General features: G+C 46.1%; 19 protein-coding genes and 1 tRNA gene. 6 read left to right on the forward strand and 14 right to left on the reverse strand.

Annotation, left to right across the window (positions count from 1 at the left end; translation table 11 throughout):
- From B3157_RS00645 to B3157_RS00700, 12 genes are all read right to left on the reverse strand, one after another.
- Positions 1–1,268, reverse strand: a 1,268-nt coding sequence (locus B3157_RS00645; protein WP_292588035.1) for a M16 family metallopeptidase, incomplete at its 3' end; no start/stop codon positions are given.
- A gap of 7 nt (positions 1,269–1,275) precedes the next feature.
- Positions 1,276–3,459 carry a polyribonucleotide nucleotidyltransferase gene (locus B3157_RS00650; protein WP_292588037.1) on the reverse strand — a complete coding sequence of 728 codons (2,184 nt, stop codon included), beginning with the start codon at positions 3,457–3,459 and terminating at the stop codon, positions 1,276–1,278.
- A 103-nt stretch (positions 3,460–3,562) separates the two neighbouring features.
- Positions 3,563–3,823, reverse strand: coding sequence for a 30S ribosomal protein S15 (rpsO, locus tag B3157_RS00655; RefSeq protein WP_214061315.1), 261 nt, complete (start codon positions 3,821–3,823; stop codon positions 3,563–3,565).
- 82 nt (positions 3,824–3,905) lie between these two features.
- Positions 3,906–4,781 carry an L-serine ammonia-lyase, iron-sulfur-dependent, subunit beta gene (locus B3157_RS00660; RefSeq protein WP_292588040.1) on the reverse strand — a complete coding sequence of 292 codons (876 nt, stop codon included), beginning with the start codon at positions 4,779–4,781 and terminating at the stop codon, positions 3,906–3,908.
- 2 nt (positions 4,782–4,783) lie between these two features.
- Positions 4,784–5,452 carry an L-serine ammonia-lyase, iron-sulfur-dependent subunit beta gene (sdaAB, locus tag B3157_RS00665; RefSeq protein WP_292588042.1) on the reverse strand — a complete coding sequence of 223 codons (669 nt, stop codon included), beginning with the start codon at positions 5,450–5,452 and terminating at the stop codon, positions 4,784–4,786.
- A gap of 59 nt (positions 5,453–5,511) precedes the next feature.
- The gene (gene eno, locus B3157_RS00670) at positions 5,512–6,795 is read right to left on the reverse strand and encodes a phosphopyruvate hydratase (protein ID WP_292588044.1); all 1,284 of its coding nucleotides are present in this window, start codon (positions 6,793–6,795) and stop codon (positions 5,512–5,514) included.
- 12 nt (positions 6,796–6,807) lie between these two features.
- A complete protein-coding gene (locus tag B3157_RS00675) occupies positions 6,808–7,509 on the reverse strand; it encodes a uridine monophosphate kinase (RefSeq protein WP_103133798.1) in 702 nt (233 codons plus the stop codon).
- 46 nt (positions 7,510–7,555) lie between these two features.
- The gene (gene tsf, locus B3157_RS00680; protein WP_292588048.1) at positions 7,556–8,161 is read right to left on the reverse strand and encodes a translation elongation factor Ts; all 606 of its coding nucleotides are present in this window, start codon (positions 8,159–8,161) and stop codon (positions 7,556–7,558) included.
- A gap of 78 nt (positions 8,162–8,239) precedes the next feature.
- Positions 8,240–8,716: a pantetheine-phosphate adenylyltransferase gene (coaD, locus tag B3157_RS00685; protein WP_349680348.1), complete on the reverse strand. Its 477-nt coding sequence runs from the start codon at positions 8,714–8,716 to the stop codon at positions 8,240–8,242.
- A gap of 62 nt (positions 8,717–8,778) precedes the next feature.
- A complete protein-coding gene (locus B3157_RS00690) occupies positions 8,779–9,243 on the reverse strand; it encodes an RrF2 family transcriptional regulator (RefSeq protein ID WP_292588052.1) in 465 nt (154 codons plus the stop codon).
- A gap of 13 nt (positions 9,244–9,256) precedes the next feature.
- The gene (ftsY, locus tag B3157_RS00695; RefSeq protein ID WP_349680349.1) at positions 9,257–10,156 is read right to left on the reverse strand and encodes a signal recognition particle-docking protein FtsY; all 900 of its coding nucleotides are present in this window, start codon (positions 10,154–10,156) and stop codon (positions 9,257–9,259) included.
- Positions 10,156–11,898, reverse strand: a complete 1,743-nt coding sequence (locus B3157_RS00700; RefSeq protein WP_292588056.1) for a proline--tRNA ligase — start codon at positions 11,896–11,898, stop codon at positions 10,156–10,158. The genes ftsY and B3157_RS00700 overlap by 1 nt, the downstream gene beginning before the upstream one ends.
- A 120-nt stretch (positions 11,899–12,018) precedes the next feature.
- Here B3157_RS00700 and B3157_RS00705 point away from each other — a divergent pair, with 120 nt between their 5' ends.
- Positions 12,019–12,867 carry a purine-nucleoside phosphorylase gene (locus B3157_RS00705; protein ID WP_103133803.1) on the forward strand — a complete coding sequence of 283 codons (849 nt, stop codon included), beginning with the start codon at positions 12,019–12,021 and terminating at the stop codon, positions 12,865–12,867.
- Positions 12,868–12,888: 21 nt separating this feature from the next.
- Here B3157_RS00705 and B3157_RS00710 read toward each other — a convergent pair.
- Positions 12,889–12,963 (reverse strand) — tRNA-Val (locus B3157_RS00710).
- A gap of 175 nt (positions 12,964–13,138) precedes the next feature.
- Here B3157_RS00710 and B3157_RS00715 point away from each other — a divergent pair.
- From B3157_RS00715 to B3157_RS00735, 5 genes are all read left to right on the forward strand, one after another.
- Positions 13,139–14,986 (forward strand): ABC transporter substrate-binding protein, encoded by a 1,848-nt coding sequence (locus tag B3157_RS00715; protein ID WP_292588060.1) that lies wholly within the window; start codon positions 13,139–13,141, stop codon positions 14,984–14,986.
- A 112-nt stretch (positions 14,987–15,098) separates the two neighbouring features.
- Positions 15,099–16,133: an ABC transporter permease gene (locus tag B3157_RS00720; protein WP_213918043.1), complete on the forward strand. Its 1,035-nt coding sequence runs from the start codon at positions 15,099–15,101 to the stop codon at positions 16,131–16,133.
- Between the two features lie 14 nt (positions 16,134–16,147).
- Complete coding sequence (locus tag B3157_RS00725) at positions 16,148–17,029, forward strand: ABC transporter permease (protein WP_292588063.1); 882 nt, start codon at positions 16,148–16,150, stop codon at positions 17,027–17,029.
- 13 nt (positions 17,030–17,042) lie between these two features.
- On the forward strand, positions 17,043–18,059 hold the full coding sequence (locus B3157_RS00730; protein ID WP_214078627.1) for an ABC transporter ATP-binding protein: 1,017 nt from the start codon (positions 17,043–17,045) through the stop codon (positions 18,057–18,059).
- Positions 18,056–19,255, forward strand: coding sequence for an ABC transporter ATP-binding protein (locus tag B3157_RS00735; protein WP_292588067.1), 1,200 nt, complete (start codon positions 18,056–18,058; stop codon positions 19,253–19,255). The genes B3157_RS00730 and B3157_RS00735 overlap by 4 nt, the downstream gene beginning before the upstream one ends.
- Position 19,256: 1 nt before the next feature.
- Here the strand turns inward: B3157_RS00735 and priA are convergent, their stop codons facing one another.
- A complete protein-coding gene (priA, locus tag B3157_RS00740) occupies positions 19,257–21,533 on the reverse strand; it encodes a replication restart helicase PriA (protein ID WP_292588069.1) in 2,277 nt (758 codons plus the stop codon).
- Position 21,534: the final 1 nt, after the last annotated feature.

Genomic DNA, 21,534 nt, shown 5'->3' on the forward strand with positions numbered 1-21,534 from the left:
ATTTCAAAGCTTTCTTCTGAAAGGAATGTCGACTGCAGCTTTTTTTCGGGGAGAAGGAGGGACACATTCCATCTGCCGGAAATGTGCTTCTTGATCGAAGCATTTACGTCATCGATCGTGAGACGGTCTATCCGCGCAATCAAGTCTTCTAGAGAATCAGGCTTTCCGCAAATCACTACATCATCCAGGAATCTGCTGAGAGTCAGGAGCGTTCCTTCCGTGGACATCAGGAGTTTGCCCCTCGCCCTTTCTTTTCCGTAGTTGAACTGTGCTTCCGTTGCTCCATGGACGATCAGCCTATCCATTTCCTTTTTCAATGAGCTTACAAGATTATCGAGGTTCTTCGGACTTGTGGTGGCATTTATCATAATGGCTCCAGAATCAGAGTAAGAAACAAACTCCGAACTAATATTGTACACCATTCCCAGTTCTTCTCTAATGTTGTGAAAGAGTATGGAACTCATGCCACTGCCAAAGAGAGTGTTGAAAACCTTGAACGCATCAAAATCCGCTCTGTTTTTCCTGCCGGGGGCATCCCTCGTCAGCAAAATGTGAACCTGCTGAAGGTCCTTCCTTCTTTCGACAATCCAGAGAGGCTCGTCGGCAATCACCGGAGATTTCGCTGGAGATGTATGTCCGTTGCTCTTCATAGAGAGAAGTTTATCTTCCGCATTTCGCAGCAACTCATCGCCGTAATTACCTGAGACTGCGAAGATCGCGTTGTTAGCCACATAGTTTTGGCCGTAGAAGTTGGAGACTTTGCTCCTCTCCAGCCCTTCTATCGTTTCTTGATAACCAAGGATCGGCCTGCCAAAATCCCTATCCCAGACTTTTTCTATAGTCATGTCGTATATCCTGTCGTAGGGGTCATCTTCTGCCGAGGCGATCTCCTCCAGAATAACTCCTCTCTCAAGATCAAGAGCAGCTTCATCGAAGCGAGGCGAAGTGATCAAATCAAAGAGAATTTCCAACGCTTCAGAAGCGCATGTATCTGGGACTTTCGCATAATATACTGTAGAGACTCTTCCGGTGTATGCGTTGAGACTGCCTCCGATTCTTTCGATTGGCTCCTTTATCTCAAAAGCGTTTCTTCTATGAGTTCCCTTGAAGAGAGCGTGTTCAATAAAATGAGAAACACCGCTGATGGAGTCTTCCTCATCAGCGGAGCCTACCTTCATTGCGAAAGCCATTGAGACGGTTCTCGTCTCTTCCTTTCGCTCTCCAATAATAACTGCACCATTTGGCAGTTCAAGATAGTGATTATTCATCAACTTCCTACTTTCTGTTTCGATCTCCTCGATTTCGGTCGTTTCTGGGACTAGGTCTTCTGTTGTCTCTACGCTTATCTTCGGTAACCTCTACACCTTCGAGTTTCAGACTTATCTTGCCCATTTGATCAGTCCCTGCAATCTCAACCGGAATAGTGTCTCCAACTTTGTGCTCTTTCAAGAAGTCCTTTCCGTTAGCGCCCATCTTCGAAATATGAAGAAGACCGGTCTTTCCCGGTGCAAGCTCTACAAAGAACCCGTAGGCTTCTGCTCTGGTAATCTTTCCCGTAAAGAGTTGTCCGGGTTTGACTTCAGATATTATCGCGTCAATGACCTTCTCAAGCTGGTCAAGCTTCTCTCTATTGCTTCCGACGATTTTCGCCTGGGACTTTTCGTCATCTATGAAGATAGTCGAGTCATACTCGCTAGAGAGTTTCTTTATTACCTTTCCTCCAGGTCCGATTATCTCTCCGATCTTCTCATATGGGAGGTTGATTGTTCTGATAATCGGAGCATAGTCAGAGACGAATTTTCTCGGTTCTGAGATAGCTTCATTCATAAGGTCAAGAATCTTCAACCTCGCAAGTCTCGCCTGGTCTAGTGCCTTTGTCATTATTTCGCTGGATACTCCCGAGACCTTGACGTCCATCTGGAAGGCTGTGATTCCGTCGCGTGTGCCTGTCACCTTGAAATCCATGTCACCCATGTGATCTTCATTTCCAAGAATATCGGTGAGAACGACGGTTTTCTCCGGTTCCTGAATCATACCCATTGCCACTCCCGCAACATGCTTTTCCATTGGAACTCCTGCAGCCATCAATGCCAGTGATCCAGAACATACCGTGGCCATCGAAGAGGAGCCATTCGATTCAAGAACTTCAGAGACAACCCTAATTGTGTAGGGGAAAGATTCACCTTTGGGAACGATGTTCTTGAGGGATCTCTCCGCCAGATGACCATGTCCTATTTCTCTCCGGCCGGGGCCGCGAAGCCTCTTGACTTCCCCAGTACTGAACGGAGGGAAGTTGTAGTGGAGCATAAATGATTTTGAACCTTCCTCAAACATTGTATCGACGATCTGTTCATCCATTGTCGCACCAAGAGTTACTATGCCAAGACTCTGAGTCTCTCCTCGCGTAAAGAGAGCGGATCCGTGGGCTCTGGGGAGAAGGTCCAGTTCGATGTTGATCGGGCGAATCTCGTCGTGCCTTCTTCCATCCATCCTCACATCGTCTTCGATTACTCTCTTTCGCATAACTTCTTTCTCTATGTCGTGAAAGAGATCTTTTACAAAACCAGTATTCGCTTCGATCTCTTCTTCTGACCAAGTTTCCTTTGCCTTCTCAGTGAAGAGCTCGATCAGCTCGTCTCTATATGCTTTGAGAGCTTTATCTTTGTTTTTCTTGCCTTGAGTCAGCATAATCTCAGCAAGCTTATCTCTGTCTACCATTGCATTGAATGGTTCGAGGAAGCCCTCGGGAGCGACAGGGATTTCTGCTTCCCACTTTTCTATTGCGAACTCGCTTATGATTTCCTTCTGGAAGGCCACAAGAGACTTAATCGCTTCATGAGCAGCTTCCAAAGCTCCAACCATAACTTCTTCGGAGACCTCTTTTGCCTCTCCTTCAACCATCGCGACTGCGTTCTCGGTTCCCGCAACTACTATATCGAGTTCTGATCTGTCAAGCTCTTCCGCGGAGGGGAAGATAACGTATTTTCCATCAATGTAGCCTACCTGAACTCCCGCAACGATTCCTTCGAAGGGAATAGGCGAAATATTCAGTGCCAGTGAAGAGGCCGTTATTCCCCAAATGTCGGGAGGATTATCCGGATCGGCCGAGAGAACGGTTATGATAACTTGGATCTCGTTTCTCATTCCATCGGGGAAGAGAGGCCTGATAGGTCTGTCAATTATCCGCGCAGAGAGAACCGCGTTGTCGCTAGGTCTACTCTCTCTTTTTAGAAACCCCCCCGGAATCTTTCCGGCGGCATAGAACTTCTCCTGATATTCAACAGTTAGTGGTAAAAAGTCAGTTCCGGGCATTGCCTTCTCATTTCCATTTACTGTAGTAAGCAAGACTGAATCGGCATATCTCAAAACAACGGCACCGTCCGCCTGCTTAGCCATCTTCCCGTTTTCTATAACGAGTTTCTGGCCGAAGAATTCCCTTTCCCATCTCTTGTAACTCACAATAACACCTCTTTTTTCAATTCATCAAATAACCAATTATATCAGCTGTGTGAAATCCACGCAAAAAAGGAGCGGTATCCCGCTCCCGGCGATTTCTACTCTATCAACCTCTCAGCCCGAGTTTGCTTATCAGTTCAAGATATACTTCAGGCTTCTTGGTCTTTATGTATCTCAACATCTTTCTTCGTCTTCCGACAAGCTTTAGAAGTCCTCTTCTGGTATGAAAATCCTTTGGATGCTTCTTAAGATGCTCGGTAAGATGCCTGATTCTTGCAGTCAATATTGCAATCTGTACTTCGGTCGAACCCGAGTCGTTGTCGTGAATCTGATATTCCTTAACTAGTTCTTGCTTGTTAACTTCCATGTATCTGCCTCCCAATGTAATCCTCTATCCAAGAATGGGCTATGCCTCAAACCGAGAATAGGGCAAGGTAATTCTAAACCGATCAGACCTTCTTGTCAACTCCACCTAAGAAGTCCGCTACCATCTTTTTTGCAGTCGGAGTGATTGCAATCCCGCCTCTTGCAGTTTCCTTGAGCTCTTCAGGCAATCTTCTTCCTACTCTTCCTAGAGAGTCGGCGACTTCTTCAAAGGGAATAGCCGACTTAATTCCAGCAAGCGCCAGCTCTGCCGCTGTGAATGCGATGGATACCCCAAATGCATTCCTTTTTACGCAAGGGATCTCAACGAAACCTCCAACGGGATCGCATACAAGTCCCATAAGGGACTTCAGTGCGAGCGCCGGGGCATTCTCAAGCGCAGTGTATTCTTCGGGATGAGTAGCATAGACTATGGCAACGGAAGCCATCGCCGTGGCGGTCCCAATTTCTGCCTGGCAGCCGGACACAGCACCGGAAATCGACGCCTTTTTCCTTATTCTCTCACCAACCGCTCCAGAAACCAACAATGCGTTTCCAAGGGTTTCGAGGTCAATATTTCGATTTATGTGAAGAGAAAGGAGGGCTCCCGGAACAACACCGCAGGCACCCGCAGTAGGGCATGCAACAATTTTTCCCATGCTTGCATTGTGCTCAGACGTCGAGAGGGCAATTCCAACTCCTGAATAGACCAGCGAACTGAGAAACTCAGGACTGTGATTTCTCGCCTTTTCATCGTTATCTCCGACCCATCCAGTAAGAGATTTCTCGGGCTTTTCCAGCCTGCTGCGGTAAGAATTCATCATCTCTCCGACCAGTTCTTTTGCAGTATCTTCGGCAAATTTTGGATCATTTCCAGTATTCATCATGTACCAGTTAGAGACGACTTTATGAAGCGGTGTCTTCGAGTCTCTTGCAGTTTTCACAAGGTCTTCAAACTTCATTATCATACCAGCGAATCCAGCCTTTCGAGATAGGATACTTTCTTCACGACTTCAAGCCCTTTTATTGCAATAAGCAGATACTCATCGGGTTCATTATCCAGTTCCACTACGCAAAGAGCCTCGTGCCTGAACGGGTCAACTCTTGAAAGAAAGAGATTGCTGATGTTCATATCGCTCGAAGAAATCTCCCCAACGATTTGAGAAAGAGCCCCGGGAATATCCGCATTTAATATCACCAGCGAGGGATACTTTCCAGTAACGTCGGTGTCGAAATCATCTATCGCTGTGATTTTGATTGAACCGCCGCCCACCGATGCTCCTGTAACTGACAAGAAGAATTCTCCGGAACTCCCATTGATCTTAACCGTGTTTGGATGCAAGTCGCCCATATCTTCTTCTTCGAAAGTGAAATAAATGCCCTTGTCTTTCGCTATTTGGAAGGAGTCTCTCAGCAAGGGATCAGATTCCTTGATCCCCATAATTCCGCCGACTAGAGCTCTGTCAGAACCATGACCCCTGAAAGTTGCGAACAGTGGTGAGTTTAGAACAAATCTCACTTCGTTAGGCGTTTTGGCAAAGAGTGACCGAAAAGCCCTGCCTAACCTTGCCATTCCGGCGGTATGGGAGCTCGACGGCCCGACAATTGCCGGACCAATGATGTCTAGAAGCATCGCTCTTCCTCCAATGAAAACGCGGAACCTTACAGGCCCCGCGCTACAATGATTACCAATTAAAGATTATAGAAGGATTTCCTTCCTCTGAACTCTGCCTGTTCTCCAAGTTCTTCTTCGATTCTCAGAAGCTCGTTATACTTCGCGATTCTGTCAGTTCTTGATGCGGAACCTGTCTTTATCATTCCTGTATTGGCGGCGACTGAGAGGTGAGCTATGAATGTATCCTCAGTCTCTCCCGATCTGTGGGAAATCACGCAAGTCATCCCGTGCTTTTGCGCATACTCTATTGTGTTTAGAGTCTCAGTAACGGATCCGATCTGATTCAACTTAATGAGGATCGAATTGGAGGATTTCTCCTTGACGCCTCTTTCGAGCCTCTTGATATTGGTCACGAAGAGATCGTCTCCGATTATTTGGACTTTATCACCAATCATTTCAGTCAATTTGGCAAAGCTCTGCCAGTCTTCTTCTGCAAATGGATCTTCCAAAGAGATTATTGGATATCTCTTTGTCAGATCTGAATAGTATTCTATTAGCTGGTCAGGAGTGAACTCCTTTCCATCGATATTGTATAGGCCCTTATCTTCATTGTAGAATTCGTTGGCTGCACTGTCGAGAGCGATCATCACTTCTTCCCCAGCCTTGTATCCCGCCGCGTCTATTGCATTGATGATGTACTTCAGTGCAGCTTCGTTGTTCTCAAAACTCGGAGCAAAACCGCCTTCATCACCTACTGCAGTTGAGTGCCCGCCATCCTTCAAGAGCTTCTTTAGATTATGGAAAATCTCTACTCCCGCTCTGAGGGCATCCTTGAAACGACTGAATCCTGCAGGAACTATCATGAACTCCTGTATATCAAGGTTGTTGTCGGCGTGTTTGCCGCCATTCACAATATTCATGAAAGGAATAGGAAGCGCTTTGGCATTGACGCCACCAAGATACTTATAAAGCGGAGTATCTATGCTGTCGGCAGCGGCTCTGGCAACGGCCATTGATACTGCAAGTATCGCATTGGCCCCCAGCTTGTCCTTGTTTTCTGTTCCGTCAAGCTCAAGAAGAGCAGCATCCACGGTGATCTGGTCAAGTGCATTCATACCGACAATCTCTGGAGCTATCACTTCGTTAATATTCTCAACTGCCTTGAGGGTTCCCTTCCCGAGGAATCTCTTCTTATCCCCATCTCTGAGCTCAAGGGCCTCAAACTTGCCTGTTGACGCTCCCGAAGGGACGATTGCTCTTCCATGACCGCCGTCATCCAACCAAACTTCGGCTTCAACCGTAGGTGTTCCCCGTGAGTCCAGAACCTCTCTCGCTATTAGATCTACAATCTGAGCGTACATTTTCCACCTCCACTAATCAGGTAAAACTACCGTACCTGTTTTCCCGCCAATTATAGCATCGAATAGATTGCCCTTGGTAAAGAAATCGATTACTCTGACTGGCAGGCCGTACCTTTGACAAATCGAAAAGGCTTCTATATCCATGATTTCAAATCTGCTCTTGATCGCCTCGGAAAATGTTGTTCTCTCAATTCTTCTGGCTTCTTCATTGGTTTTCGGGTCCTTATCATACACTCCGTCAACCTTTGTGCCTTTAATGAGAACGTCTGCTCCAATTTCCACCGCCCTTACTGCCGCGGCCGTGTCAGTTGTGAAGAACGGAAGGTATGTGCCCCCGCCAAATACAACAATCTTTCCCGTGCTAAGGGCATCTTCTATTGTATCGTACCTGTGCTCGATAAGAGACGGAATTCCTGCAACCGAAGAAATCGCAATCGCTTCAAACCCATTCATGCAGAGAGATTCCTTCAGGTAGAGTGAATTCATTATTGTGCCAAGAATCCCCAGTTCGTCGGCTCTCGAGCTTCTCATTTTGGAAAGCTCGCGACCCCTTATAATATTGCCTGCTCCGATAACTATCGCGAGCTGAATCCCCTTTTCAACTACAGGTCGGAGCTCTTCGATAAGAAATGCAGTTCTGTCTGAATCAAATCCTCTCGCACCTTCTCCGCTCAAGACCTCGCCGCTGAGTTTCAAGAGTACTCTCCTATACATAAGCACCTCCAATAAAAAAGGTGAGCACCGGGCTCACCTTCCTAACTCAGTTTTCTGACTCTCCGACTTGCCAGCGGACGAATCTGCTGACCTTGATGTTCTCTCCGGTCTTCGCAATAAGCTCAATAAGAAGATCATTTATCGTTTTCCCGCTTTCAAATACGTACTCCTGTTCGAGAAGACAGTTGTCTTTGTAGAAACTCTCAAGCTTGCTCTCAACAATTCTTTCAACAATTTTGGCGGGCTTTCCGCTTTCTTTCATCTGCTCTGCATATATTTCCTTTTCTTTATCAATGACTTCTTGAGGCACGTGTTCTCGGGAGATGAATCTGGCTCCCATTGCTGCAAGCTGGAGAGAGATCTTATGCGCGAGTTCTTTGAATTCTTCCATTCTTGCCACAAAGTCTGTTACGCAGTTTAGCTCAAGTAGCACGCCGAGCTTGCCATTGTGATGAATATAAGAGTAAACGAGTCCCTCGGCCGTCTCTCTTCCCGACACCTTATCTGCCTTGAGTATACCCTTCTTTCTCAGATAGTCCTTTGCCTGGTCGAAATCACCATCTGTTTCGACTAATGCTCTCTTGCAATCCATCATGCCTGCTTGAGTGGCATCACGGAGCTTTTTTACCATATCACTGGTAATATTTGCCATCTTTTAAGTCCTCCTCCACTAAAACTCCAAGGAAAATTATAACTCAGTTGAGCCGACATTAATTTCCGCGATGTTAAGTCATCTTTCGAGTTTCTTTCTGAACTCTTCTCGTACGCAGGGCGGAACCCATTTTGAAATATCTCCCCCGAACGCCGCAATCTCCCTCACCATGGACGAAGATATGAAGGAGTTTGTGGTCTCAGTCATGAGAAAGAGGGTTTCAAGTTCAGGAAGCATTGCTTTGTTCGCGTGGGCCATCTGAAGTTCTAACTCAAAGTCAGACACAGCCCTAAGACCACGAATGACTACCTTAACATCATTTTCTCTGGCAAAATCAACGAGTAGACCGCTGTGAGTTGTTATCGTAACGTTTCTTAGATGAGACACTCCCCTTCTAACCATCCCAATTCTTTCTTCATGATTGAAGAAGTGTCTCTTGTTAACGTTTTCCATAACCAGTACAACAACTTCGTCGAAGATTTCGGTACACCTTTCGACTAAATCAATGTGTCCATACGTTATTGGATCGAAAGAACCTGGATAGACGGCTTTCATCTTCAAATAGCGCCAAGTCACTCCGGTCATTTGGAGACAGGCGCCCCTCCTTTCATAGTCTGCTACTCAGGGTTCTCAGATATTTTATAGGACGCCGGGGGAGTCTCGCTAATCTTGTCGCCGTAAATAAGAAGATTTTCAAGCGTCATGGAACCCAATTCCCTCATCATTGCGTTATATAATTTAAACCATACATACTTTACGGTGCAGTCGGGATCTTCAAGGCACTTGCCGTTCTGCTGAAGACAGGCATACGAGTTCATTGGTCGGTCGAGTTTGAGTATCACGTCTCTCAGAAGAATCTCATTGGCCGGTCTTGCCAAACAGTATCCTCCGTATCTGCCTCTTACTGCCTTTATTATTCCCGCCTGTCTCAACTCTCCGAAGATCTTCTCCAAGAAGTCTCTTGGGATCTCATTACCCTGAACGATCTCCATAAGCGAGAGCTTTTCCTTTCCTTCGCGGGCCGACTTCGCCATCTTATAAAGCGCTCTCAGTGCATAACTGCTCTTCAGCGTAAAACCCATTTCAAACCTCCTCTTAACTCTCTTCCCCGGAAGATAGAAGAGCGTTCACAAATTCCCTGCTGTCGAAAGGCTTCAAGTCGTCTTCTCTCTCTCCGACGCCTATGTATCTCACCGGTATTCCGAGTTCCTTGACGATTGCAAAGATTATTCCTCCCTTTGCCGTGCCATCGAGTTTAGTTAGCACAATTCCGGTAACGTCGACTGCCTCTTTGAACTTCTTTGCTTGCACCAGGCCATTCTGTCCAGTAGTAGCATCCAGAACAAGCAAAACTTCACTCGGAGCTCCGGGTGATGCCTTTCCGATCACTCTATGCACTTTCCTCAGTTCTTCCATCAGATTGCTTCGAGTATGCAATCTCCCCGCAGTGTCGATTATGACGATATCTTTCCCTTTGCTCACCGCATGACTTATCGCATCGAAAGCAACCGCAGCTGGGTCTGCTCCTTGACCCTGGCTGATGAAATCAACATTCGCCCTCTCACTCCAGATTCTCAGCTGTTCAACCGCAGCAGCTCTGAACGTATCGCAAGCTGCGAGTACAACTTTGTTTCCTTTTCCGGAGTAAAGCTTCGAAAGCTTTCCTATTGTCGTGGTCTTTCCTGTGCCGTTTACACCTACCACAGAGACCACGTACGGTTTTGCCTGTGGAACTTCAAATGGTATGTCAAGAATTTCTATCAGCACTTCCTTCAGTACCTCTACGGGCTCTCTACCTTTCTCGGTTCTCTCTCTCAGAGCTTCAATTACCTCTTCAACAGTTTCAGAGCCCATATCTGATAGTATAAGAAGCTCTTCTATTTCTTCAATAGCATCTGCATCAAGCGTTTCGAGAGAGAGGAGCTTCTTCACTCTCTTGAAGAAACTTTCCCTTGTTTTCTTTAGGCTATCCTTTAATTCAGAAAAGATACCCATCATTCGTTCCCCAATATGCTAACTGGTTTATACACTGACAACTCTTTCCTTATTTCCTCGAGAAGAAGGTCGAATCCTTCCTGGATGCTGACTTCTAGCGGTTTCTTTTTAGTTCTGGCTTTGATTTCAACAATGCCCTGTTGAAGTTTCTTTCCCAGAGTCACTCTAATGGGAATCCCAATAAGATCGGCATCCTTGAACTTCATTCCAGGAGAAATCTCTCTGTCGTCAAGGAGAACATCGTAGCCCTCCTTAATTAGAAGCCCATATATTTCCTCAGATTTCTTCAAGACATCAGGATCCTTAGCATTTACGGCAGTTATTATGATTTCAAATGGAGTGACAGACAGAGGCCAGATTATTCCGTTTTCATCGTGCAACTGTTCAACTACAGCACTTATTGTTCGCGAGACTCCCCACCCATAACAGCCCATAATATAATGAATACTATTACCCTGATCATCGGTAACATATCCGTTCATTTTCTCCGAATACTTGGTTCCAAGCTTGAAGATGTGTCCCACCTCTATGCCTTTCACGGACTTCATAGGGATTCCGCACTTAGGACACGGATCTCCCTCTGTCACCATTTTCAAATCATGCCAGGAGTCTATCTCGAAATCACGGCCGGGAAGAACTCCATGGTAATGGTACCCTTCCTTCAGAGCCCCACAAACGGCATTCTTCAGTCCTTTAATTGTTTTGTCCGCGATTATTGTAATGTTCTTGTTAAGCCCTATTGGGCCTACAAATCCTATCGGTACACCCAGCAGGTCCATCACTTCCTGTGGCGTTGCCATTACTAGCGTTTGATCCTCAAGAGAAGCCCTAAGTTTCGATTCGTTGAACTCTTCGTTTCCGCGAATCAAAGCCATATAATAGCCCTTTCTACCTTTATATATAAGGGATTTGACGATTTCCTTTGGAGTTACACTAAGACACTCCGCCACTTCATCGACGGTTCTCGAGTTTGGAGTTGGTACCAGCTGCAGCTCTGAGATCGTTCTCTCCTGAGATTCCTCTTCGAAAAGGTATTCGGCCTTTTCGTCGGAGGCCGCATAACCGCAGTCGCAATATAGCAGAGTCGATTCTCCGTAGTCCGCGAGAACGTTGAACTCATGAGACTCGTTACCTCCAATTGCGCCCGAATCGGCTTCAACAACTAGAAATTCGAGTCCTATTCTCTCCAAGATCTTGCTATACGCTCCATAAAACTGTCTATATGTTTCGTCAAGAGAAGTCCATGAATCGTGAAAACTGTAGGCATCCTTCATCAGGAACTCTCTTGATCTCATGAGGCCGAATCTCGGGCGAATTTCATCTCTATACTTCATCGCGATTTGATAGAGTGAAACAGGGAGCTGCTTGTACGACTTGAGTTCATTTCTAAGCAAATGAGTGATGATTTCTTCGTGAGTTGGTCCTAGCGTGAAGAACCTCTCGTGCCTGTCCTGCATTCTCATCATTTCGGGGCCATAGTCGTCCCATCTGCCCGTCTCGTGCCATAATTCTGCCGGCTGTATGATTGGCATCAGAATCTCTTGAGAACCGATTGCATTCATCTCTTGACGAACGATCTCTTCAATCTTCTTAAGAACCCGGAGACCAAGCGGAAGGAATGAATAGATACCGGCAGCAACTTTTCTGACAAATCCACCTCTGACAAGAAGTCTAATACTTACTAGGTCGGCATCGGCCGGAGCATCTCTTAATGTTGGAGCATAAAGCCGTGAAAACCTCATCAGATCTCTCCTCTCGAAATTCAGCTAATCAGGACTAATTCAGTGAGATTATAGCATAGTTCCTGCAAGCTGTTTGACGTTTTGATATAATAAAGTATATGACTTATAAGGAGGACGAGCATGAGTATTTCTGTACTTCAAGAAGAGCTCAGGGAATATGTTGAAAACGTAAAGAGAGCTGCTCGTTTCATTGAAAAGGAAGTTGAGCTGAAGCCAAAAGTTGCAGTGATTCTTGGCAGTGGGCTTGGAGATGTTTCTAATAGCCTTGAGAACGCAGTATCAATTCCTTACGATGAGATTCCCGGCTTCCCGTTGTCAACTGCTCCCGGTCATAAGGGCGAGCTAACTTTCGGGAATGCCCTCCACCACAATGTGATGCTTATGAATGGACGTTTTCATTTTTACGAAGGTTACTCCATGAAAACTGTGACTTTTCCAATAAGGATAATGCAAGAACTGGGTGTAGAAGTACTTCTGATCACCAATGCTTCGGGCGGTCTGAACCCTGATTTCGAGGTGGGGAGAGTCATGCTGATAAAAGACATCATCAACTTCATGGGCGACAATCCTCTTATAGGTCAAAATGTCGATGAATGGGGTCCACGCTTCCCGGACATGAGTGAGCCGATAGACAAAGATCTGTTGGACAAGGCGCTAATTTCTGCCAAAGAGCTTGGTATAGGTGTCTATGAAGGAGTTTATGTAGGTGTGGCAGGTCCGAATTTTGAGACTCCTGCGGAACTCAGAATGCTGAGACGATTCGGTGCGGATTCTGTCGGCATGTCGACCGTACCGGAAGTTATAGTAGCACGTCACGCAGGTATCAGGGTGCTCGGCCTTTCTGCGATATCGGACAGAGCCGTTCCGGACGATTTGAAGCCTCTTACAGCCGAGGAAGTCCTTGAAATGGCTAAGAGAGCAGAAAGCGATATAAGTAAGTTGATACTTAAGACTTTGGAAAAAATATAGGGAGAGACAATCTCTCTCCCCTGGTGGGTGCGGTAGGGATTGAACCTACGGCCTCTTCCTCGTCAAGGAAGCGCTCTTCCACTGAGCTACGCACCCGAACAAGATTGATTCTACCATCGTCTTAAGAGCGTTGTCAATACAACGATAAGCCGTGAAGTTGATTTGGATTACGAAATAATACGTGCAGGTTAACGGCATTTTGAATTTATAGGCTCCATAGATTATAATTGTACTATCACACTCATCTCTATTTTGAAAGGGGGCAACATTAGTGAAAAAGATTTTGCTGGTAACACTTACTATGCTTTTCTTAGCGTTTACTGCGTTTGCAAGCGACCCAGAGACATTTGTGAATCTCACTATTGGAATGCCGGAGACTCTTGATCCTCTTCACTCTTACGATACGGCAAGTGGTGAGGCAATATTGAATCTATATGATAACTTGATTCAGTATGATGGTGAGTCTGTCACGGAATTTCTGCCAATGATTTCGACAGCGGTTCCATCAGTAGAAAATGGTCTTGTAGTAGAAGAGGCTGGAGCGCTCAAGTTTATATTCCCGATTAGAGAAGGCGTCAAGTTCCACACAGGGAATATTCTTACTCCTGAGGACGTCAAGTATTCATTTGACAGGTATATTCTTGGTGACCCGTCAGGTGGTCCGCAGTGGATGATCATTGAAGCGCTCACAGGCGGAAAGTTTGCAAGCGTCGAAGGATGGTTCGAGGACTACGCAGGAATGCCTTATTCAGAGGCTGTAGATGCAGAAAAGAATGCAACCTCCGAAGAAGCAAAACAGAAGCTGATTTCCTTCTATGAAGAAGTTGTAAGCCCAAGAGTTGCTGTTGATGGGAACAACATCGTTTTCACTCTTGATTCTGCTTGGGGACCATTTATGAGTACAATAGCCCACTTCGGGTCTTGGGGAGCCATTGTGGACTCCAAGTGGGGAATTGAGAATGGCGCATGGGACGGTAAAGCAGACGGCTGGTGGAAATGGCACGATCTCGAGCCACAGGAAAGCCCATACCATGCGGCAGCAGCAGGTAGTGGACCGTTCAAGCTTGTTGAGTGGGACACTGCGCAGCAAAAGGTCATTCTTGAGAGATTTGACGACTACTGGGCAGGCCCCGCAAAGCTTAAGACAGTCGTTATTTGGGGAATCGATGAGTTCTCCACAAGGAAGGCAATCTTTGAAGCTGGGGATGCCGACATCTGTTACTTCGGTTCTTCTTACCTTGATCAGGCAGAAGCTCTTGCCGCAGAGGGGAAAGCCGTTGTAACTAAAGGTTATCCGACTGCAAGCATCACTTCCCTTCACTTTAACTGGCTAGTTGCTGAAGGTAGCGAGTATCTAGGCAGCGGAAAGCTTGATGGAAACGGAGTTCCGAGAGATTTCTTCTCCGATATTCACGTTAGAAGAGGATTTGCTTTCTGTTATGATGGAGCTACGTTTGTTGATGAAGTACTAAATGGGAATGGGGTCCTTGTTCCAAGTGATCTTCCGCAGGGATTCCTCGGATATGACGAAACGCTTCCGCTTCCAGAGTTCAATCTCGCAAAGGCCGCCGAAGAATTCAAGAAGGCCTGGGGCGGAGAAGTATGGGAAAAAGGTTTTAAGATCCAGATCCTATACAACACCGGCAACGATGAAAGACAGACAATCGCTGAGATGCTCGCTTACTTCGTGAACATGATCAACCCGAAATTCAAGGTTGAAACCTTGGGCGTGCAGTGGCCAACTTACCTTGCGGCCCAGAGGAATGGATTCCTTCCGTTGTTCACAATTGGCTGGCTCGCTGATTATCCTGACCCACACAATTTCATTGCTACTTACTACGCAAGCTACGGAGTTTATGCATCAAGACAGGGAGTACCATTCCAGGAATGGGCAGCCGAAAATGTGGATGCAAATATAAGCAAGGCCGCAGCGTCGGTTGACAATGATGAACGATTTGCTCTCTACAGAGATGTTCAAGAGAAGGCCATTGAGGCAGCTCTTGGAATTCCGCTTTACATGCCCACGGGTCTCAATGTGAGAGCACCTTGGGTTGAAGGGTGGCATCCTCATCTAGTAAGATCTGGATTCTACTACTACCAGCTTTCGAAGAAGCAGTAATTGATATATCCCGAAGAGAGCCGGGGTTTTATTACCCGGCTCTTTTTTTGAACGGAAACATGAATTATAATAGAGTACTTCTTTGTCTTGATGAAAGAGGGGTGATACTCAGGTGACTGCTTATATAATCAGAAGGCTCCTTCTTCTGCCATTGATAATGCTAGGTGTTACTCTGATTATTTTTTCTATGATCTGGGCCCTTGGACCAGACAGGCTTCTTGCCTCATACGTAAAGAGTCCTGAAGCATTGAAGACACCAGATGCAGCAGAGAGACTGATCAAGAAATACGGTCTTGATGAACCTATGCCTGTCCAGTACTTCAAATGGCTGGGAAACATCCTTCAAGGGGATTTTGGATACTCCATGGTTGGGAAAAAAGGAGTACTCCCATCAATGCTAGAACGTTTCCCATATACTCTTGAATTGACGATTTACGCGATTATTCCCGTAATTCTTGTTGCAATATGGTTGGGAGTGATTTCTGCGGTTAATCAGAACAAATTCTTAGATCAATTCATAAGGGTCTTCGCGCTTGTGGGTTGGTCTCTTCCTGATTTTGTTTTTGGGCTTTTACTCCTGCTTGTCTTTTACTCAATTCTTGGCTGGTTTCCACCCGGGATGGTCAGCACTCAATTTGACTTGGTCATGAGGACCGCAGAATGGAAGACCATAACCAGCATGCCAACAATAGATGCGCTTCTTAACGGCAGACTTGATATATTTATCGATGCACTGAGACACATTATTCTCCCTGTTCTGACTCTTGCTTATCTTTGGTGGGCTTATTTGCTCAGAATTACTCGTTCAAGTATGCTCGAAGTTCTCAGGAAGGACTATATACGAACGGCGAGAGCAAAAGGCGTTCCTGAGAGAATAGTAATTAGAAAGCATGCAAAGAGAAACGCCATGATCCCTGTTATTACTGTTGCCGGAGGATCAGTAATGGGCTTGCTTGGAGGAACAGTCTTTGTTGAAACAATTTTCTCCAGAGTAGGAATGGGCAGATTCCTTGCGGATGCTGCGAGCCTCTTGGATTACTGGTCAATAATTGGCGGAGCTCTGTTCTTCTCATTTATTATGGTTGTTGGCAATCTGGTTGTTGATGTCTCTTACGCCCTTGTTGACCCGAGAATAAGGCTAGAGTGAGGGGGAAGCTATTGATGCCTGCAAAGAGAAAGAGTGAATTCAGAAAGATCATGAAGAAATATTGGACAAACGGAACGGCAGTTCTTGGTACTTGTCTGCTGATCTTCTTCATAATCATAGCGATCTTTGCCCCTCAGATTGCTGGTGTTAATGAAATGGGCAATAACTACCAGATCCCCAGAGTTTCGTGGTCGTCGAAACCGATAGCTCCTTCGGCCGAACACCCGTTTGGGGTTATCGGTGGGAGAGATGTTTTCTACGGTGTAATCTGGGGAACACGAACGGCTTTCAGACTGGGTTTGATCATTACCAGTTTCTCTGCCCTCATCGGTGTGATTGTTGGTTCGATCTCTGCGTACTTCGGAGGATGGGTCGACGAAATCCTCATGAGGATAACGGATATATTCTTGTCGATTCCCTTCCTGGTTGCTGCAATGGTTATGACAACGATTCTGGGCAAGGGGTTGGACAAAGTAATTATTGCTCTGATCATCTTCGGTTGGATGAGCACAGCGCGTCTTATTAGGGGAAATATCCTTCAAGCGAGAGAAGAGCAATATGTGCTCGCAGCAAAAGCTCTTGGACAGAAGGATTGGAAGATTATTATCAAGCATATCCTTCCAAACACGATCTTTCCGGTTGTCGTTCAGATGTCAATGAGAATAGGTTCTTATGTTATTACTGCAGCAGGATTGAGCTTCCTAGGAGTTGGGGCAGAACCGGGTTATGCCGACTGGGGAACGATACTTTCCTATTCAAGGAACTGGATGACGATGCTTGACCAGTCATGGTTTGCAATTGTCTTCCCCGGTACTGCCATGGTGCTCTTCGTTCTTGCATGGAACCTTGTCGGAGATGCGCTTAGAGATATCTTCGACCCGAGAATGAGAAGCTAAGGAGGTTTGAGTCATGGATAAGAAGAAAGCACTGTTGCAGGTTGAAGATTTGAGAACCTATTTTCACACAGAGGATGGAATCGTGAAAGCCGTCGATGGAGTGACGTTCGAGGTCTTTCCCGGAGAGACGCTTGGAATCGTCGGCGAATCTGGTTGCGGAAAGAGTGTCACCTCTCTTTCGATAATGAGACTTCTTGATGAGAAGGGGGAAATTGCAGGCGGTAAGATAATCTTCGACGACCAAGATGTAATGGCGATTCCGGAATCCAAGATGATGAAGATCAGGGGAAACGATATGGCTATGATTTTTCAGGAACCCATGACGGCTCTGAATCCGGTTTTCACGATAGGATTCCAGATAATGGAAGCTATCTTGCTTCATCAGGATGTTGACGAAAAGAAGGCCCGGAAAATGGCAATAGATATGCTTAAGAAGGTTGGAATTCCCGAACCTGAAAAGCGGATCGATGAATATCCCCACGAACTCTCTGGAGGGATGCGCCAAAGAGCTATGATAGCGATGTCTCTATCCTGTAATCCCAAACTGCTTTTCGCAGATGAGCCCACGACTGCTCTTGACGTGACTATTCAGGCGCAGATACTTGAGCTCATGAAGTCTCTTCAGGATCAGTATGGTATGGCTCTAGTAATGATTACTCATGACCTGGGAGTCATTGCCGAGATGGCCCAGAGAGTCGTAGTGATGTACGCCGGAAAGGTTGTTGAATATGCCGACGTTCATACCCTATTCAAAAATCCAAGGCATCCATACACCTGGGGGCTAATGAATGCGATTCCCAAGCTGGATGAAGATAAAGAGGTTCTCTATAACATTCCCGGTGTCGTTCCTGACCCTCTTGATTTCCCGGACGGATGCAGGTTCAATACGAGATGCCCTCTCGCTACCGATAAGTGCCGAAAGGAAGAGCCGCCACTGGTAGAGATAGAAAACGAACACACTGCTGCCTGCTGGCATATCGATAAGCTTATTGAAACTATCAAGGTATCTAGGGCAGGTGAGACTGCATGAGTAAATCCAGCGAAAGCAAACTGCTTCTCAGATCAGACAGACTAATAAAATATTTCCCAGTAAAAGCAGGAGTCTTCAGAAGAGTTGTTGATCAGGTGAAGGCCGTGGATGACGTCAGTTTCAATGTATATGAGAAGGAGACACTTGGGCTAGTCGGAGAGTCAGGTTGTGGAAAGACAACTGCCGGGATGACTGTTCTAAGATTATATGAGCCGACCTCGGGAAGAATAATCGTTGGAGACGAAGATACGACGCATTTCTTCATGCCGGCTTTGAAGGCAAGAAAGTACCTGAAAAGTACGTATATTGATAAATTCGTCGATTTGAAAGCAAAGGCAGGGACGGTTGAGGGCGCCCTTAACTCTATTGAAGATGAGTTCGATAAGAGTATGGCTGAGAAGTATTTCAAAGAATTCAATGAAGACAGGAGTGAGTTCATCAAGAGTCTTCTGGGAAATAGAGAAGAGAAGAGGAAGGCTTTTAGAAGAGATGCTCAGATTATCTTCCAGGATCCCTTTTCTTCGCTTAATCCAAGAATGAGGGTTAAGAACATAATCGGCGAGGGAGCAAGAATTCATGGTCTTGCAACTGGCCGTGACGTTCTGGACAAAGTCGCCGATATTATGACAAAAGTCGGTCTGTCAAAGGATCATATGTCGAGGTTCCCTCATGAGTTCAGCGGCGGGCAGCGACAGAGGATAGGAGTTGCCAGAGCGCTAATTCTGAATCCAAAGCTTATTGTATGCGACGAGGCCGTCTCCGCGCTTGACGTTTCGATTCAAGCCCAGATTCTAAATCTTCTAAGTGATCTTCAAAAGGAGTTCGGACTTACATACCTGTTTATTGCACACGATCTTGGAGTCGTGAAGCATGTAAGCAAGCGCGTTGCCGTTATGTACCTCGGAAAGATAGCCGAGCTATCAGACAAGAAGAAATTATTCGATAACCCTCTCCATCCGTACACGGTCTCTTTGATGTCTGCAATTCCCGAGGCTAACCCTGAAAAGAAGAAACAAAGAATACTTCTCGAAGGGGACGTTCCCAGCCCAATGAATCCACCCTCTGGCTGTAGATTCCATCCGAGATGTCCGATAGCGAAGGACGTTTGCTCAAAGGAAGAACCCAAGCTTCAGGACGTAGGTGGAGGGCATTTCGTGTCCTGTTTCTTCCCTGGAGAACTGAAGAGAGGTTTATGATCTATACCATTCCGCCGATGCCGTTGATGATTATCTGGATATCGGCGGGATGTTTCTTCTGAATCTTTTCTAGGAACCCATAGCTTCCATCTATAGGCATCTTCACCACTAATTTCATTCTATAAGAATTCTTCAGCTTGGAGAGAAGAGGAGCGAGGGGTCCGAAGACTTCTAGAGAACTGACTCCTGACTCTTGTATCTCTTTTAAAACCCATTCTGCCAGTTCTCCGCTTTCATCCTCTGAATTTCCATAACAGACAATCTCGGCGATTCTACTGAATGGCGGGTTGTTCAGTTTCTTTCGAAGTGTGATTTCGCCTTCATAGAAGGACTCGTAGTCTCTTTCACAGGCTGCTCTCATAATTCTGTTGTTTGGATTGAAAGTTTGAATGAACGCTTTTCCTACACTTGCCCGGCCTGAGCGCCCACTAACCTGCGCGATATGCTGAAAGGCGGTCTCGGAACTGTCATAACTGGGGAAGCTCATCAGCCTGTCCGCATCGACGATAAGAACCATCTCAACATCCGGAAAGTCAAGACCCTTCGTAATCATCTTTGTTCCAACAATTACCTGGCAGTTTTTTCTGGAGATCTCAAGCAAGGCCTTTTCATACGCAATCGGGTTGTCGATCGTCTCTCTATCCATCCTCATGATTTTCGTGGACGGAAAGAACTTTTGAAGATCGTGTTCCACTCTCTCCGTTCCAAAGCCCCTTGCAGAGAGAGTCATAGATCCGCATTCTGGGCAGACTTTTGGGATCGCGCTCCTGTGACCGCAGTAATGGCACTTAAGCAAATTATCGTTTCTGTGAAAAGTCATGGATACCGAGCAGTGAGGACAGGTGATAGTCTTTCCACATGTGTAGCAAACGACGTAATTTGAATAACCTTTCCTATGCACAAAAACGAATACCTGTTTTCCTTCCGAGACAGTCCGCTTTATCTCTTCAAGTGCTTGTTTGCTTATTATGGGATTTTTCTCATCTCTCATGTCGATTACTCTAATCGTTGGGAATGAGCCGACAGGTCTTTCGGTAAGAGATAATAAGGAAACCCTGCCTGATTCGGTAAGATGGTAGTGATCAACTCTTGGAGTCGCAGATCCTAGAATCACAGGTATGTTCCCCAGTTCTGCTTTGCGGATTGCAACCTGAACCCCGTCGTAGAAAGGCACACTCTGCTGATAGAAACTCGAGTCATGCTCCTCGTCTACGATTATTAGACCTGTATTCTTCATTGGTACCCAAAGCGAGCTCCTCGTACCAACCAGGATGTCTACATTCCCTTCAACTGAATCGAGCCAGATCATCTGGCGCTGTGCTCGGGTCATGTAACTGTGGTACTGTCTAACATCTCTTCCCGGAAAGGCTCCCCTGATCCTTGCGAGGAGTTGCGGAGTCAACGACACTTCGGGGACAAGATACAGTATTTGCCGGCCTCTATTTAGCCAGTATTCCATAACCTTGAAGTAAACCTCTGTCTTTCCGGTGCCTGTCAACCCGTGGAGAAGAAAGGACTTTGAGTCGCTTTCCATTATCTCTCTGTATACCTCTTTCTGGCTGACACTTAGCTCATCGACGGCAGGAATTACCCAGTGGGAGTCGTCTTCCTCAATTTCCTCTACCAAAAGAATTCCTTTTGAGATCAACGTATCGATCGGACTTCGACTTCTGAGCTTGAGTTTCTTTTCCAGCTCGGTTATCTCTTCCGATTCGACTGAAAGCAGATAATCAACTACGATCTGCCATAGCGGCGTGAGCTCCTCTTCTAGAATCCCTGTCTTCTTTGCAAGCGACACTCGCTTTGTCTTTCGCTTCTTCGGAGTCTTCCGGTCAAAGCTATGCATGATCTTCACTTTTCTGGAGGCGAGAAGTTTTTTGAGATAGTCTTCGCCAAACTCCTTGATGAATTTATCCTTTTGAGTAGGTGGAAATCCAAGCTCGTCTGAAAAGGCAACAACGTAATCATCGATTGAAAGCAGCTTGCCCGGCGGAAAGAACAAATCGAATACTTTGCCTGGGGGTGCCAGATACTCTCTCATTACAAACTTTGCGAGTTCGAGATCCACTTGTGAAAGAAAGGAACGATCATCGACTTTCTTGTTCACACTCTTGATCTTGAAGGGTCCTCTTTTTTCTTCCAGCGATACTACATAACCTATGGCATTTCGCCCGGCGAAATTCACTTCGACCCTCTCACCAGGCTTTACAGGTTCATCAGTTTCGTAAGTGTATGTATCGTATAGAGGCGAATTTGAGATCGCGACCCGGATTAGCATT

Source organism: Mesotoga sp. UBA5557, assembly GCF_002425715.1.
Taxonomy (GTDB): domain Bacteria; phylum Thermotogota; class Thermotogae; order Petrotogales; family Kosmotogaceae; genus Mesotoga.